General features: G+C 39.4%; 12 protein-coding genes. 5 read left to right on the top strand and 7 right to left on the bottom strand.

Features of this window, described 5'->3' with window-relative positions:
- Nucleotides 1-43 precede the first annotated feature (43 nt).
- Together R2R71_RS18045 and R2R71_RS18040 are read left to right on the top strand one after the other, a co-directional pair.
- Nucleotides 44-736, top strand: a complete 693-nt coding sequence (locus R2R71_RS18045) for an ABC transporter ATP-binding protein (RefSeq protein WP_316832677.1) — start codon at nucleotides 44-46, stop codon at nucleotides 734-736.
- Nucleotides 726-3272 (top strand): ABC transporter permease, encoded by a 2547-nt coding sequence (locus tag R2R71_RS18040; protein WP_316832676.1) that lies wholly within the window; start codon nucleotides 726-728, stop codon nucleotides 3270-3272. Before R2R71_RS18045 ends, R2R71_RS18040 begins: the two co-directional genes overlap by 11 nt.
- Nucleotides 3273-3281: 9 nt before the next feature.
- Here R2R71_RS18040 and R2R71_RS18035 read toward each other — a convergent pair whose 3' ends face one another.
- The 3 genes from R2R71_RS18035 to R2R71_RS18025 are packed head-to-tail and all read right to left on the bottom strand — an operon-like array spanning nucleotide 3282 to nucleotide 8004.
- Nucleotides 3282-5732: a TonB-dependent receptor gene (locus R2R71_RS18035; protein ID WP_316832675.1), complete on the bottom strand. Its 2451-nt coding sequence runs from the start codon at nucleotides 5730-5732 to the stop codon at nucleotides 3282-3284.
- Between the two features lie 23 nt (nucleotides 5733-5755).
- Nucleotides 5756-7585, bottom strand: coding sequence for a M56 family metallopeptidase (locus tag R2R71_RS18030; RefSeq protein WP_316832674.1), 1830 nt, complete (start codon nucleotides 7583-7585; stop codon nucleotides 5756-5758).
- Nucleotides 7586-7611: 26 nt separating this feature from the next.
- Nucleotides 7612-8004, bottom strand: a complete 393-nt coding sequence (locus R2R71_RS18025) for a BlaI/MecI/CopY family transcriptional regulator (RefSeq protein ID WP_316832673.1) — start codon at nucleotides 8002-8004, stop codon at nucleotides 7612-7614.
- 184 nt (nucleotides 8005-8188) lie between these two features.
- On the opposite strand from R2R71_RS18025, the gene R2R71_RS18020 reads away from it, so the two are divergent.
- Nucleotides 8189-9553: a hypothetical protein gene (locus R2R71_RS18020; protein ID WP_316832672.1), complete on the top strand. Its 1365-nt coding sequence runs from the start codon at nucleotides 8189-8191 to the stop codon at nucleotides 9551-9553.
- A gap of 26 nt (nucleotides 9554-9579) precedes the next feature.
- Here the strand turns inward: R2R71_RS18020 and R2R71_RS18015 are convergent, their stop codons facing one another.
- Nucleotides 9580-10431, bottom strand: coding sequence for an NAD(P)-dependent oxidoreductase (locus R2R71_RS18015; protein ID WP_316832671.1), 852 nt, complete (start codon nucleotides 10429-10431; stop codon nucleotides 9580-9582).
- 76 nt (nucleotides 10432-10507) lie between these two features.
- Nucleotides 10508-11434, bottom strand: a complete 927-nt coding sequence (locus R2R71_RS18010) for an AraC family transcriptional regulator (RefSeq protein ID WP_316832670.1) — start codon at nucleotides 11432-11434, stop codon at nucleotides 10508-10510.
- A 153-nt stretch (nucleotides 11435-11587) separates the two neighbouring features.
- Between R2R71_RS18010 and R2R71_RS18005 the strand changes: the two genes are divergently transcribed.
- Complete coding sequence (locus R2R71_RS18005) at nucleotides 11588-13093, top strand: aldehyde dehydrogenase family protein (RefSeq protein WP_316832669.1); 1506 nt, start codon at nucleotides 11588-11590, stop codon at nucleotides 13091-13093.
- Between the two features lie 64 nt (nucleotides 13094-13157).
- A complete protein-coding gene (locus tag R2R71_RS18000; protein ID WP_316832668.1) occupies nucleotides 13158-13535 on the top strand; it encodes a DUF779 domain-containing protein in 378 nt (125 codons plus the stop codon).
- Here the strand turns inward: R2R71_RS18000 and R2R71_RS17995 are convergent.
- Nucleotides 13532-13987, bottom strand: coding sequence for an NUDIX hydrolase (locus R2R71_RS17995; protein ID WP_316832667.1), 456 nt, complete (start codon nucleotides 13985-13987; stop codon nucleotides 13532-13534). The two genes, R2R71_RS18000 and R2R71_RS17995, sit on opposite strands and share 4 nt — an antisense overlap.
- Before the next feature lie 9 nt (nucleotides 13988-13996).
- Nucleotides 13997-15850: a tetratricopeptide repeat-containing sensor histidine kinase gene (locus R2R71_RS17990; protein WP_316832666.1), complete on the bottom strand. Its 1854-nt coding sequence runs from the start codon at nucleotides 15848-15850 to the stop codon at nucleotides 13997-13999.
- Nucleotides 15851-15906 lie beyond the last annotated feature (56 nt).

Here is a 15906-nt window from a genome sequence, read left to right as displayed (position 1 = left end):
ATGTTTTAGTGCAAATTAACCGAAAATTTAAAATTATAAGCAGTTGGAAAGCATATTAAACATCCGAAATGTAAGTAAAATTTATCAAAGTGCCGGACGGGAATTGACAGTTCTGAATAATGTTAATTTTTCGATAGAAACCGGCTCTACTGTCGCTATAACCGGACCTTCGGGAAGTGGAAAAACCACCCTACTTGGTTTATGTGCGGGTTTAGACAGGGCAAGTCAGGGCAGTGTTGAGTTAAGCGGTGTTGTTTTGGATAAATTATCAGAAGACGAACGGGCCTCGGTCCGAAATCAATATGTTGGCTTTATTTTTCAAAATTTTCAGTTACTGCCAACGCTAACTGCACTTGAGAATGTGATGGTACCGTTAGAGCTCAGGGGTGCAAAAAACATAAAATCACATGCTTTAGAATTACTGGATAAAGTAGGTTTAGCCGACAGAAGCCATCATTATCCGATACAACTTTCGGGTGGAGAGCAACAAAGGGTTTCACTGGCCAGGGCCTTTTCCAACCAGCCGGCTATACTGTTTGCCGATGAACCAACCGGAAACCTCGATGCAGAAACCAGCGATAAAATCATTAAATTATTATTCGATTTAAATAAGGATGCAGGGACTACATTAGTTATCGTAACCCATGATCCGGATCTGGCTGCCAGAACAGGTAGGGTAATTAAAATGAAAGGTGGATTAATAATAGCCGACGAAAACCCAAGTTATGCCAGATAATCTAATACCGAAACAAAATGTTCCGCTATCATGGTTATTCAAAATGGCCTGGCGAGACAGTCGTAAAAACCGTTCCCGTTTATTACTTTTCATTTCTTCCATTGTACTGGGTATCGCTGCTTTAGTAGCGGTTTATTCTTTTAAGGATAACCTTCAAAATGATATCGACAAACAAGCCAAAGAATTAACCGGGGCCGATTTAATTGTAGAAAGCCGAAAGCTGATTAGCAAACCCACGGAGCAATTACTTCAAAGCATGGGCGATGACAGGGCAACAGAGAACACCTTCGCATCAATGGTGTATTTTGTGAAAGGCGGCGGCAGCAGGTTGGTACAGATGAAAGCACTTGAAGGAAACTACCCTTTTTATGGTGCTATAGAAACGACGCCGGTTAGCGCTGCTAAAAGTTTTTTTAAAGGACAGGATGCTTTGGTTGACAAGACTTTAATGCTTCAGTTTGGTGCAAAAACTGGCGATTCGATAAATGTTGGTGATTTAACTTTTAAAATTGCCGGCATACTGGATAAAGCCCCAGGCCAAACTGGCATTTCCGCTAGCGTTGCCCCTATTGTATATATCCCGCTAAAATATCTCCCTAAAACAGGGCTTGTAAAAGCTGGAAGCCGTATTAACTATAAGTACTATTATAAGTTTGAGAATCCTGCCACATTGGAATCGACGATTAAAAAGCTTCAACCCAAACTGGATAAGGAAGGTCTGGATTTAGATACCGTTGCGGAACGGAAAGAACAAACCGGCCGTTCGTTCCGCGATTTAAGCCGCTTTCTGGCCTTAACGGGTTTTATAGCTTTATTACTGGGCTGTGTTGGTGTAGGCAGTGCCATACATGTTTACATTCAGGAGAAACTATCTGCAATTGCCACTTTGCGCTGCATGGGCTTAAAAGCCTGGGATGCATTTTTAATTTATCTGATTCAGGTTGCTTTTATCGGTATCATCGCAGCCCTAATTGGTTCAGTGCTGGGTACGCTTATACAATTTTTACTTCCTATTGTATTAAAGGATTTTTTACCGGTAGAAATTACCATGCAGATTTCCTGGTCAGCTATTGCCCAGGGTTTACTGCTGGGATTGATTATCTCCATATTATTTGCCCTGCCTTCCTTATTGTCGGTAAGAAGAATTTCACCATTAAATGCGATAAGAGCAACTTTTGATTCCACTACACCTCGCAAAAGAGATTTTTTAAAGATTCTGGTTTATCTGTTAATGGCTTTATTCATTGTGGGCTTTAGTTACCTGCAAATGAAATCATGGCTACAGGCATTAAGTTTTTCGATAGGAATTTTCATTGCATTTCTACTGTTAATGTTGTTCTCCACGCTATTGATGTTTTTGGTACGAAAATTAATGCCAGCTTCTTTGAGTTACCTGTGGAGGCAAGGTTTCGCAAACTTGTACCGCCCGAATAACCAGACTTTAATGCTTACCGTGTCAATCGGATTATCAACTGCGTTTATTTGCACCCTTTACTTTGTTCAGGGAATTTTGATTAACCGGGTAACACTTTCATCGGGCGCTAACCAACCCAACATGGTCTTGTTCGATATTCAATCGACACAAAAAGATGCTGTAACCAACCTGACCAAATCATATAAGTTACCTCTGATGAATCAGGTTCCAGTCATTACCATGCGCATTGAAGAGATTAATGGCAAGAAAGCAGGTGCCGACAGTACAAATAAACGCGCCTTCAGAAATGAAATCCGTGCCACTTACCAGGATACCCTAACTGCAGCCGAGAAAATTGTAGAAGGCAAATGGACAGGAAAAGTTAACAATCCTGCTGATGTAATTTATATTTCGTTGGATCAGAATTTCGCAAGAAGCATTAAAGTTAAGTTAAATGATAAAATAGTATTCAATGTACAGGGCATGCTCTTGCCTACTGTTGTTGGTAGTTTGAGAGAAGTTAACTGGGGCAGGCTTCAAACCAACTTCAGGGTCGTTTTTCCTTCAGGTGTTTTAGAACAGGCCCCACAGTTTCATGTATTGATGACCAGGATTCCCAATGCTGAAACATCAGCAAATTTCCAGGGTAATGTTGTTCGTAAATTCCCTAATATATCTGTTATTGATTTAGGATTGGTATTAAAACTGTTAGATGAACTGCTTGGTAAAATAAGCTTTGTGATCCAGTTTATGGCGGGCTTCAGCATGATAACCGGATGGATTGTACTCATCTCAGCGGTATTAACAAGTAAGAATCAACGGATAAAAGAAAGTATTCTGCTTAGAACAATGGGGGCCAGCAGAAAACAGATTCTTGCCATTAACGCCATAGAATATTTTTTCCTAGGCATATTTGCAGCCGCAGCAGGATTAATACTGGCTTTAAGCAGCAGTTGGGCTTTGGCAAAATTTAGTTTTGCAGCTTCATTTGCGCCGCCATTCTTTCCAACATTTTTACTTTTTGTTAGTGTGGTTTTGCTGGTGGTAATAACTGGTGTGTTAAGTAGCAGAAGCATATTAAATAAACCACCACTGCAAATACTAAGGAACGAGGCGGGCTAAAAAGCCTGCCTAATTCTTAACCCTGTTTCGCTCATCATCAGCGCCAGATGATTCATGTTTAGCTGGCGTAGAAAATGCTTTACCGAAGCGATAACTATAGCTTAACACGAAACTTCTGGAATCTTGTCTATTTACCCAGTTGGCATCAGTGGCAGCCAGGTTATTAATTACGCCAACGAATACGCGGTTGCGAAAAATATCTTGCGCAGTTAATTTCAAAGTACTTTTAGCTGATAGTTTTTTCTGTACCGCGGCACCAAACTCATGCAATTCTGCTATAAGGAACTGAACATTAGTTAACTTGCTTTGATATCTTAGCGAAGCCTCTGCGTTCCAGGTTGGGCTTAACTGAAACTGCAGGTTGGGATTCGCCCTGAAGTAAGTTCCTTTGCTCACCAAATAACCAGTGTAAAAATCTGTTTTAGAAGTGATGCCAGCCAGTTCGGTATAAACATGTGCCATTAACCATTTTGTAATATTAAGATCGGCATTTACCGAGATACTTTTCACGGTTCCTTTACCGATGTTAGCCGGACGACTGTAATACGTTCCGTTAACAATTTCTATGGTTTCATTAACATCATCGCGTATCCAGCTATAACTGAGCGAGGTTGTAATTTTGCTTTTAAAAGTATGGCTTAACTCCAGGCTTTGGGTAAACGCAGGCCTCAAGAAGGGGTTACCAACATAGTAAGTAAACTTATCAAGTGGTGAATAAAAAGGGTTCAAATCCTGATAATATGGCCTGTCGATCCTTCTTCCGTAGTTCAATCCTAACTGGTTATTTCCCGCCGTATCAATTTTGTAAGTAAAGTAAGCAGTCGGAAAAACACTATTATAGCTTCTTCGGAAAGCGGAATCGGGTTTCATAAGGTTTCCCAGTTGATGGCCATCTGACACGGTCGTCTCGAATCTTAAACCCGCCTGTACGGACAATCTTTTACCCTCCATACTCATGTTAACATAGGCCGCATTGATGTTTTCCTTATAGATAAACTGATTTGTCTTATCGTAATCGACAGTGGTTTTATTGTTTGCCGTGTAGAGATAATTGGCGGCATTATTCGTCTTCGTGTAGCTGGTTTTAAGTCCCGCCTCGAGCTTCCAGAGTTTGTTTATCGGCCTTGTATAATCTGTTTTGGCCGTATAAATATCAATATCTGCAGGTAAATCTCCCGATAACAAATCCTGAGATTTCAACTGCATTCCCGGAAAATAAGTATTATTGAAATACTGTTGATCAGTTTGATTTCTGTAACTCAGGTAATCCGCATCAAAGGTAATATCGCCTTTATCTTTTCCAAATTTATGCCTGTAGTTCAGGTTGATCGCTGCATTTTTAAAATTAATATCGTCAATGTTTTCAGCTTTGATGATTGAATCAGGCTGCTTTGCAGTATTCAGCAGATTACTGGTATTGTTATTTACCTGTGTAGAAATCCTGCTCATGCCCGTAAAAACAAAACCCCAGGTAGTTTGTTCATTTTGATAAAAATCAATCCCGGCTTTGGTGTTAAATGTATCTCCGTGTCTTTTAAAATAAGAGTTCTGATTAAAAAAATACTTCGGAGAATTATCGGGGTTCTTGTAAGTCCGGTTCAGATCCAGATCAGTAAAACTATTGTTTAGGTTATAGCTGAAATTCCCGAAAATATTGATCTTATTTTTACGGTAATTGAGGTTTACACTATTATTGGAACGTGTTAACTGGCCCTGATTCAGGCTTAGGTTCAGGCTTCCGTTAAAACCTGCAACCTTATTCTTTTTGGTTTTAATATTGATTACCCCCGCATTTCCCGCAGCATCATACTTTGCAGGTGGGTTGGTCATCAATTCAATCTGATCAAGGGTGGAAGAAGGCAATGAACGTAAATAATTTTCCAGATCGGCACCGGAAAGGTATGTCGGTTTATCATCAATAAAAATGTTTACCCCACTTTTTCCTTTTAAACTGATTGCCCCATTCTGATCAACGTTTACGCCCGGAGATTTTGATAATACATCAAGTGCAGTGGTACCCGCATTAGAGATCAGGGCATCGACATTAACTACTGTTCTGTCTATTTTTTGTTCTACAAAAGTTTTTTTACCACTAATATTTACTGTACTCAGGTTATTATCTATTGAAGTTAATGTGATTTTCGCTACAAGTAATTCGGTGTTGGAAGCATCCAAATTTAAAGCAAGACTTTTGTAGGGCTTGTAGCCCATTGAAGCGACTTTAAGCTCATAATTACCAAATGAAATCCCTGTAAAACTGAATGTACCGTCCGATTCACTAAGTGTTGTTTTAATCAGTAATGAATCATTAGTTTTGTACAATCCAACTGTCGCCGCCTCAAGCGGTGCACCTTTTTCGTCCAGAATGACACCGGAAATTTTTGTTGAAAGCGTTTGTGCCTGTAAATTAAGGGCAATAGTCATCCATATGGCTAAAAAAGCCATTAATTTGTATTTCATAAAACCTGGAGCTTAGCTAAATATTAAGGTGTTGTTTTCGTTGAGGAACTGGTTTCGTAATTATACAATAACGAAGTGTTTTCTTTTTCCAAATACCTGTCTTTGTATTTTTTGTGAAAACTTTCTGTTTGCTTAACTCCGTTAACGATGAGGTTATTCTTATCTAACTTATAGGAAAGCTTATTCGTGTCATTAATTAAACCATCGCGAAGCATTTCCTTTATAATCGATTTATAGTCGTGCGCATCCGAATCTGTACTACTAATCGATTCTATAGTACGCTCCGTACCGGTTTTGCTTGTTGTTTTTTTATTTCCTGAATGGTTAAAATTTGCCGGTGGCATTGGAGGTGTCGATTGGTAAGTTGGTGGCGTTGGAGGGGCTACCGGGCTTAGCGGGCTTAAAGGTTCGTAAGCGCCTGGTGTCGCAGGCGTTGGCGGAGTAGGTGGTGTTGGCGTAATTGGAGATAAGGCTTTTAACTTCCTGCCACTATTCTGGTGCATTCTTGCATCTTCCTTTGCAACCTTCGCATCAATTTCTGCCTGGAGTGCATCCTGTTTTGCTATCCTGGCATCAACTGCTGCAATTCGTGCATCTTCTTTTGCCTGTTTGGCATCCGCTGCTGCAATCTTTGCATCTTCAATTGACTGTTTCGAATCCTCAATAGCGAGTTTCGAGTCCATCACAGCTTGCTTTTTAGCGATTACAGCTTGTTGCCTGTCTGATTCAGCTTGTTTTTTAGCCAATTCAGCCTTTGCCATTTTCTTTTTGGTGGTATCCTGAAGTTCTTGGTGAGGAATTGATTGAGCTGATGAGGCAACATTTTTGAAAGCAGCCGAGCCAATAACTACAGTTACCAGGGCAAATGTTAATATTGTTTTTTCCATTTTATTTAATGTGGTTTTAGTATCGAATAACATGCGGCTAATACGATTAAAAAGATGGTTCTTTTTACCATTTACTGCCATAGCCAACGATGGCGCATTCAGCTGAAACTCCTGGCAGGTAATGAGTGCTTTTACGTAGCTTCTTTTATCATCTAATTGTTCAACGGCTAAGTCATCACAGCAATTTTCCCTTTCATTTCTAATCAGTTTTGAAAGCCATAGCACTGCAGGATTGAAGAAAAATATGATTTCAATAAAACTTTGAAGCAGGTTTACCAGGTAATCCCTTCTTTTGATATGTGCGAGTTCGTGACAAATGATTGCCTCAACCTCCTGAGCAGAAAGTCCGTTTAATAAACCCAATGGTATAAGAATTACGGGTTTAAAGTGGCCAACCACCATTGGAACCTGAGCAATACCTGATTGCAGGATACTAACTTTTTGACTTATCCCCAGGCGTTGCGACAATTCAATGAGCACCTGATCCCATTTTTTTCCGGCAGCATAGGTTTTGTTATTCCTGATATGGCTTACACCATTTAAACCAGCAAGAAGCTGAATACTTTTGATACAAATAATCAAAAACCAGACAAGTACAATCTCTGCAGAATAGGCTTCCCAAATGTTTATCACATTACTCACACCCGACTTAAAATTGGCCTGAGAAGCTGCAAGCGTAGTGGCTTGTGTTGTTATAACAATGTTTTTCTCCACCCCGCTCCCAACCACCAATGAGGGATGATGATTAAGTGCATTGTAAAAAACCAGACCTGAAGCTAGTACAAATAAACAAAGACTGCCGGTTAGCAGATTATACCTCAAAGCCGCGGATGTTTTGCGGGTTAAAAGCAAAATAAGGGCAACAACCAAAGCCAATACCACACCCATCCACAAAGAGTGAAAAAGTGTTGCGCCTAGCGCATGTAGCCAGTTTGAGGGTAAATAATTTGTTAGGTTAAATTCCATGATTGTGGTTCTTTAGCGTTAGTTTTTTATTTTTCGAAACTATCGAGTAGTTTTTTAATTTCTTCAATATCTTCCTTTGAGGTTTTTTCATTCCCCAGTAATTGCATGACCAGCGAAGGTGCAGAGCCCTTATATAGGGTATTTACAAATCTGTCTAAAAGCTGGTCTTTAGTTTTTGATTCCGCTTCAACTGGGATATAAATATGCTTCATCTGACTTTCATCTCGTTTAAGAATACCTTTTTCTGTAAGAATTTGCATTTGTTTTAATGTTGAAGTATAATTTACCTCCCGCTGTTCATTTAGTTTATCATTTACAAAACGAACAGTTGATGGACCGTATTCCCATAAAACCTGAAGAATTTCCAGTTCAGCTTTTGTAGGTTCAGGTAGATTATTTTCAGAATTTGCACTTTTCATATTTCAAAGGTACGATAGTTTTCGTACGAAACAAATATTAGTGATTATTTTTTTCAATAATTCACTTTTTAGCTTCCTATTGCTTAAAAACGGCCTTAAATTATGTAAGATATTTTCGAAATGATGTAAAGCCAGTGCTTATGATGTAAGTTAATTTTGCATCATCACACATTTTCCTGAAGACATGAATTTAAAATTTTTATTCGCCGGAATGGCCTTATCCATATTCAGCTATAAAGCCCTGGCGCAGCATGAAATGCACATTCAACCCACAAAAGATTCATCGCAAAACCGAATCGATACAACAATGAATGGGATGCATAACATGCACCATCAAAAAATGAATTCGCCGATGAGCCATTCCTATTCGCTGAACCTGCCCATGAGCAGAAATGGTTCCGGAACCTCATGGCTGCCAGATGCTTCACCAATGTATGGTTTAATGATTCATAAAAAGAAATGGATGTATATGTTACATGGAAACATTTCCTTTCGTTACATCAAACAAGACTTAACCGATAAAGGCAGCAGAGGTGATGATAAATTTGATGCGCCGAACTGGTTCATGTTGATGGGCCAGCGTAAAGTCGGGCAAAAAGGCTTATTCCATTTTGGGGCCATGTTATCATTAGACCGGTTGACTGAGGGTGGTAACGGTTATCCCTTGTTGTTTCAAACCGGTGAAAGCTGGAAAGGCGTTCCTTTGGTAGACAGGCAGCATCCGCATGATCTATTTTCAGAATTGTCTGTTGCCTACACGTATTCATTTTCAAAAAAATCAGACCTTAGCTTTTATCTGGGTTATCCAGGCGAGCCAGCTTTAGGTTCAGTTGCCTTTATGCACCGACCTTCTGCACTATCCAATCCCGATGCGCCTATTTCTCATCATTGGAACGATGGTACACATATCACCTTTGGCGTAGCCACAATTGGCTATCGTTACGATAAAATCAAAATTGAAGCTTCTTCATTTACGGGAAGGGAACCTGATGAAAACCGTTTCGATTTTGACAAACCCCGCTTCGATTCCTATAGTGCCAGACTATCTTTTAACCCAAATAAAAACTGGGCTTTACAGCTTTCTCATGGTTGGATAAAAAGCCCCGAAGCCTTGCATGGCAATGAAAACGTAAACCGTACCATCGCATCCGCGATATATGCATTGCCTTTAGGTGAAGCGGAAAATTTAAATGCTACTGCATTATGGGGGCTAAATAAAGTTAAGGGCCATGAAGGCGAAAATGCAGCCTTACTGGAAGCTGCTTACTGCAAACGCAAATTATCGCTTTATTCAAGGTACGAGTGGGTGCAAAAATCCACTGAAGAGCTTAATCTTAACGAAACGATTTACGGAGCCAACCTTTATGGCGTAAATGCCTTAAGTTTCGGCATCAACTACGATGTAATGAACTTAAAAAAATTCAGGGCAGCACTGGGCGGACAGTTCTCGTTTTACCATACAAATGATACCTTGAACAGTTTATACGGCAAAAACCCCGTGGGTGCACAAATATTTTTAAGAATTTATCCGGCATTAATGAAGATGTAATTCATTTTGCCGGATAAATAGTTTGATTATTTTATGGCCTTGATTATAGCGATGATATCTTCTTCCGCGTAACTGGCTTCGGCATTTTGATAAGTTTCAAATGCTGTGTTAGCCAAAGGCGAAGACAAACCTTCTGCTTTAGCCAGCTTTAGATCTTTAACAATATGTTTAAGGGCAAAGGCGGCTTTAAAATTATCCTGTAGAATTGCATCACCTTTTATTTTGGTGAAGATATTACCTATGGCTGCATTATTAATCAGATTTAGTAAATCCTCGGTTTTAACGCCTTTTTGGTTGGCAAACAAAACCGTTTCAGAAAGGCCCTGGGCATAAAGGGCAAGTAATGAATTAATGGCTAACTTAGCATTGTTCCCTGCACCAGTATCACCAATGTGCATGGTTAATTTGCCCAATTTATCCAATACAGGCTTGGCTGTTGCAAAAGCATTTTCATCGCCACCGGCCATTATAACAAGTGTACCAGTCTCGGCCTGTTTAACACTACCAGAAACCGGTGCATCGAGGTAAAAATTACCTTTCGATTTACACAGTTCAGCCATTTGAATACTAATTCCCGGAGAAACAGTGCTCATGTTAATGATGATTTTACCAGAAGTCTCAGCTGAAAGCAAACCATTTTCTGCGTTAAAAATCTGGCTGATAGCCGAATCATCCGATACCATAATAAAAACAATATCAGTATTGTTTAATAAAGCTTTTGGCGAAGCGCAAATAGCGGCTCCCAAAGCCTCTAATGCACTTTCTTTATTCTTGCTCCTGTTGTAAACGGTTAGCTGATAACCTGCCTTAATTAGTTCGGAGGCCATTGGGATACCCATATTGCCCAAACCGATCCATCCTATTTTTTTCTGCTCCATTTGGCAAATATCAATTAATCAGCTTTAATTCTGAAATGTTAACCTCAAGTATTTGACTATGATTTAAGATTGCTGATTAACTCACATATTGTTTCATTAACAAAGCCTGATAAACACCCGGGGTAATCCCCTCAAGTTTTTTAAATGCCCTGATGAAATAATTGGCATCGCTAAAACCCAGCTCGTAACTTATTGCAGTAACTTTTGCCGTAGGATTAGCCAGCAATTCCTTTGCCCGGCTTATTTTTTCCGCAAGAATAAAATCATTTGGGCTAATACCCAGTTCCCTTTTAAAGAGCCTGTAAAAAGTTGCCCTACTCATACATGCTTTATCTGTCAAACCATCGATATTGATTTTTTCACCGAGGTTAGATTTAATATAGTCAATAATATAAGCCATTGGATTCTGGTTGATGTTTTCTTGGGCATTATTCAGTGCATACAGGTTCTGGCTTTGCATAATGCGAACCAGCAATTCTTTTAATGTCAGATCAGCGAGCACATCTTTCTCAAGGGATTTTTCAGAACAGATTTTTACTACTTTATTAATCAGGTAAGCAATTTCCTGGTTATTATGAAAATGGTATTGGTCGTAATTGAGTACCCATTTATCCACAACACCCTCTTTTGGAAAGAATTCATTCAGGTAGTTAATCGTTTTTTTGATCTGATCCTGGTCAATTGCAAGTGCAATACATTGTGTTGGGTTAGCATCTGTTGCTTCGGGAAAGTCGATTTTCATGGTCACCGAAGGTGGTACGATAACGGTTTGTCCCGGATTATAATCGAAGCCCTGCTTATCAAAAAGATGCATCACCTTCTTGCCGCGAAGCATGCTGGTAATTACAAAATCATTAAATGTTAGCGGAACCAGATAACTTTTGGTATAGGTTTCAAAAACATTTAGTTCACATCGCTCCAGGGTATAGGAAGTTCTGTTTTCTACGAGCGTTTGTAAATTTTCCGCTTTGCTTAGGCTCACGGTATCCAATGTATGCTGCATAAAGATATTATGGTTAGATACTTAATAATCAAATATAAGTGTATTTCAACAAGGTTACATGACCTGAAACAAAAATGCTATCAGTTGCTACTATTTTACTATCACCCGCAAAGTCTTTGCCACTAGGTTTGTACATAACCAAATCTTATAATCATGGAAAATTTAATAAGCAGACCTAGCTTTAAAACCCATTACGATAATTTTATCAATGGTAAATTTGTTGCACCAGTTAAAGGAGTTTATTTCGACAACATTTCACCCATCGACGGAAAAGTGTTCACCAAAGCAGCCCGTTCGAGCAAAGAGGATGTTGAACTGGCATTAGACGCAGCACACGAAGCATTTAAAACCTGGAGTAAAAGCGCTCCCACCTATCGCAGTAATATTCTGTTGAAAATTGCACAGAAAATTGAAGATAATTTAGAATTCCTTGCGACGGTTGAAACCATTGATAATGGAAAGGCTGTCCGTGAAACCTTAGCTGCAGATTTGCCTTTGGTTGTAGATCATTTCCGTTATTTTGCGGGTGTAATCAGGGGCGATGAAGGCAGTATTTCCGAACATGATGAAAACACCGTAAGCATTGCCTTACACGAACCTATAGGCGTTGTTGCTCAAATTATCCCTTGGAATTTCCCTTTATTAATGGCCACCTGGAAAATTGCACCGGCATTGGCCGCGGGATGCTGTACGGTGGTTAAACCAGCCGAGCAAACGCCTGTTTCAATCATGGTTTTAATGGAGCTGATTGGCGATTTACTTCCTCCGGGTGTGCTAAATGTAGTAAATGGCTATGGTATTGAAGTGGGTAAACCACTGGCTACCTCTTCCCGTATTTCGAAAGTAGCTTTCACTGGCAGTACCACTTCAGGCCGCTTAATTATGCAATATGCTGCTGAGAATATCATTCCCTCGACTATGGAACTTGGCGGAAAATCACCGAACATTTTCTTTGAATCAGTAGCTGATGAAGATGATGCATTCTTTGACAAAGCCGTTGAAGGTGCGGTGATGTTTGCCTTAAATCAGGGCGAAATCTGTACCTGCCCTTCCCGTTTGTTAATTCAGGAAAGTATATATGATAAATTTATCGCAAAAGTTATCGAGCGGACCAAGGCCATTAAAATTGCTCATCCACTTGACAGGACAGGCATGATGGGCGCCCAAACATCAAATGAGCAATACCAGAAGATTCTTTCCTACCTCAAAATAGGTAAAGAAGAAGGTGCTGAAGTATTAACTGGTGGTGAGGCCAATAAACTGGAAGGCGAGCTCGAAACCGGTTATTATATTGAGCCAACCATATTAAAAGGCCACAATAAAATGAGGGTTTTCCAGGAAGAAATTTTTGGCCCTGTAGTGTGTGTAACCACATTTAAAACTGTTGAGGAGGCGATTGAAATTGCTAATGATACCCTTTATGGATTAGGTGCCGGTGTGTGGACCAGAGATGCACACGAACTTTACCAGGTGCCAAGGGCTATTCAAGCTGGCCGGGTATGGGTGAATCAATACCACGCTTACCCTGCGCATGCACCATTCGGTGGCTATAAAAAATCGGGCTTTGGACGCGAGAACCATAAAATGATGCTGGATCATTACCGCAGCACTAAAAATATGCTGATCTCATACGATAAAAATAAACTGGGTTTCTTTTAGGTTTGGGTTTATTTCAGGGTATCACAAGTTGTGATATCCTGTTTTAATTTTTAATTTTAAGCAGATGACACAGCGAATATTAGTTACAGATAATGCAGCAAAAGTAATCAGGCAGCTTAAGGCCGAATATGGAGAACTGATGTTTCATCAGAGCGGTGGTTGTTGTGAAGGCTCTTATCCCCATTGTTTTGAGAAAGGTGGTTTTCTAATCGGCTCGAATGATGTATGTATCGGTGAGATTGAAGGTTGTAAATTTTATATGGCCGGTGACCAGTTTGAGTACTGGAAGCATACACAGCTTACTTTAGATACGATGGAAGGCCGGGCGGCCAGCTTTTCATTGGAATCTACGCTTGATGTTGGCTTTTTCATCGATTCGAGGTTATTCAGTGATGATGAACTTAAACATTTAGCGCCTTTAATACCGCTGGATGAGGCTTAAACCAATCTGGCGAGTACTTCATCCAGAAAACTTAGCTGCTTTTCATTAATATGTTTAGCGGCTTGCTCGTAGTTAAACCAGGCAGCCTTATCAATTTCTGGAAAACTTTGTTGTTTACCTGATCGTGGTGGCCATTCCATTTCAAAGCTATTACTTGCGAATGCGGTTTCATCTACATTGAATTCAATAGCCCAGCACAATACTTTCTTACCTCCTTTTTGTGTAACCGCCCTAAGTTCGGTAAAATCGCCTGAAGGCTTAAAACTTGTTTCCTCAATAAACTCCCTGATTGCGCCAGCAAGAGGCGCTTCATTTGCTAAAAGTTCGCCCTTTGGAATCGTCCACCAACCTTCGTTTTTCTTAATAAAAAAAGGGCCTCCCGGATGAACAAGAAAGAATTCAGGGTAATTATTAATTTTTCGAAAAAGCAATAAACCTGCACTTATTTTCATTTGATAAAACTATGCGGCTGGTAAATCTATATAAAACGATGTACCTAAACCCTCTTTACTTTCAAACCATATTTTTCCGCTGTGTGCTTCAATAATCTGTTTTGAGATAAACAGACCTAAACCAACAGGTGTTTCACCATCCGTTCCTTTTCTCCTGGCTTTAGTAAAAACATCAAAAACCTTAGCTTGTAAATCTTCAGGTATTCCAATCCCCTGATCTGCTACTAAAATCCTGACATATCCATCTACGGATTCCATTTTTATTAGAATTTCTGAATCTCTGGAACTGAATTTAATCGCGTTGCTAATCAAATTACTAATAACCCGCCAAAGCTTTTCCCTTGTTGCTAAAATAGTGGATGGAATAAGTTCCAGTTTAATTTCCTGGGCTTTGCTTTCTGCCTTATCCCGCAGCATACTTACGCAGTATTCAATCAGCTCACGCATATCAACGTCTTCTTTTTTCAACTCTCCTGATAACGTATTATAGTTAAGTAAATCACTTACCAATCCCAGCGCATCTTTAGCCGCTTTACTCATTAATCCAAAAGCTTTAATATCGCGAGCTGAACGTTCTTTATCCGTCAGAAGTAAGTCTGTCATAGCAGAAATACCAGCCATAGGATTTCGAAGATCATGCGCAACAATCTTCATCATTTTAGCATTTTCTTGCTGACTATGTTCAAGTGAGCTTATTACCTGTTTTAGCTGACTATTCTGACTCACAACTTTCTTATTTAAATACCTGGTTCTTTTTAAATTCTTTCTCAACACAAACAGAAATGAAATAACCGAAATACAAATAACTAAAATTAGCAGAAGCAAAATCACCTGATAGTTGGAGCGTTGTCTTAAAGCATCGAGTTGTTGCTGATTTAGGACGTACTCGATATAATCTATACCTGAGGCGGCATTTGCAGCCTCTTTTTCTTCATACATTTTTACAAGCTTGCTGCTGTACAATGATGCCGACAAATCATCATGCTTTCCTTTGTGAAAGTCAAAGAGTTTTTTGGCGATTACTTCACTATAAAAAGAATAGCTGTTCTTTTCAGCAATTTCCAATCCTTGCTTATAATAGGCTAAAGCCCGGCTTTCATCTGCTTGCAATAATTGATCACCAATATCAATCAACAAATCCATAGTAAAATAATACAGCTTTTTGCCGAAACCATCTTTAATTGTTTTATCGAGTAAATCAATGCCTTTTTGCACTTCTCCTTCAGCAATCAAATCATCAGCCACAAGCTGATCAATGGCAAGCAAAACACGTTCATCTTTATATTTTCGGGCAATGGACTGCGCTTTTTCGATTAATTGTGTTTTTTTTATTTTATCGAACTTAGAAGGGTAAGCAAGAAGATAGTTGTAAATCACCAGGGAATTTATCGAATCCTTCGTGATACCTGCAACATTTTTCATTGCTATATCAAAGCGCTGGATTGCCTTATCATCCTTGCCTAGCTCTCTGTAAACCATTGCAATATTCATGGTCGTCTGTACCTCATTCGCTGTATCTTTCAATTGAGTATAAGCCATGTTTGCCTCGTTATAGTAACGCATGGCCAACTGCAGATTCCCTTTAATATCAAAAAAAACACCCAGGTTATTTAAGGCATCTGCCTTACCTTGCTCATAGTTCAAACGCATTGAGCATTCACGGGCAATTTTGGTGTAGTAAAAAGTACTGTCAACATTTTTTTCATACATTAACATTCCAAGGCGGTTCAGGGCATCGATATACCTTAGGCTATCTTTTATTTGCGAGATGCTAGCCTTTATATTTTTCAATTCTGACGATTGTGCAAAGCACAGTAAATTAAAAAACGTACCAATCAGTAAAATCGGGATGATTTTTTTCATGAATCTGATGTCGGGGATAATTACTTATAAGTATAAAGTTTTATTGCCTAATATCA

This window comes from Pedobacter aquatilis, from assembly GCF_032678405.1.
Lineage (GTDB): Bacteria > Bacteroidota > Bacteroidia > Sphingobacteriales > Sphingobacteriaceae > Pedobacter > Pedobacter aquatilis_A.
The sequence above is the reverse complement of the archived record's forward strand: the minus strand, read 5'-3'. Positions and strand labels throughout refer to the sequence as shown.

Coding starts and splice junctions, on each gene's coding strand:
- R2R71_RS18015 (WP_316832671.1), bottom strand. CDS start 10,431: ATGGAGCAGAAAAAAATAGGATGGATCGGTTTGGGCAATATGGGTATC.
- R2R71_RS18040 (WP_316832676.1), top strand. CDS start 726: ATGCCAGATAATCTAATACCGAAACAAAATGTTCCGCTATCATGGTTA.
- R2R71_RS18035 (WP_316832675.1), bottom strand. CDS start 5,732: ATGAAATACAAATTAATGGCTTTTTTAGCCATATGGATGACTATTGCC.
- R2R71_RS18005 (WP_316832669.1), top strand. CDS start 11,588: ATGGAAAATTTAATAAGCAGACCTAGCTTTAAAACCCATTACGATAAT.
- R2R71_RS17995 (WP_316832667.1), bottom strand. CDS start 13,987: ATGAAAATAAGTGCAGGTTTATTGCTTTTTCGAAAAATTAATAATTAC.
- R2R71_RS17990 (WP_316832666.1), bottom strand. CDS start 15,850: ATGAAAAAAATCATCCCGATTTTACTGATTGGTACGTTTTTTAATTTA.
- R2R71_RS18020 (WP_316832672.1), top strand. CDS start 8,189: ATGAATTTAAAATTTTTATTCGCCGGAATGGCCTTATCCATATTCAGC.
- R2R71_RS18025 (WP_316832673.1), bottom strand. CDS start 8,004: ATGAAAAGTGCAAATTCTGAAAATAATCTACCTGAACCTACAAAAGCT.
- R2R71_RS18030 (WP_316832674.1), bottom strand. CDS start 7,585: ATGGAATTTAACCTAACAAATTATTTACCCTCAAACTGGCTACATGCG.
- R2R71_RS18000 (WP_316832668.1), top strand. CDS start 13,158: ATGACACAGCGAATATTAGTTACAGATAATGCAGCAAAAGTAATCAGG.
- R2R71_RS18010 (WP_316832670.1), bottom strand. CDS start 11,434: ATGCAGCATACATTGGATACCGTGAGCCTAAGCAAAGCGGAAAATTTA.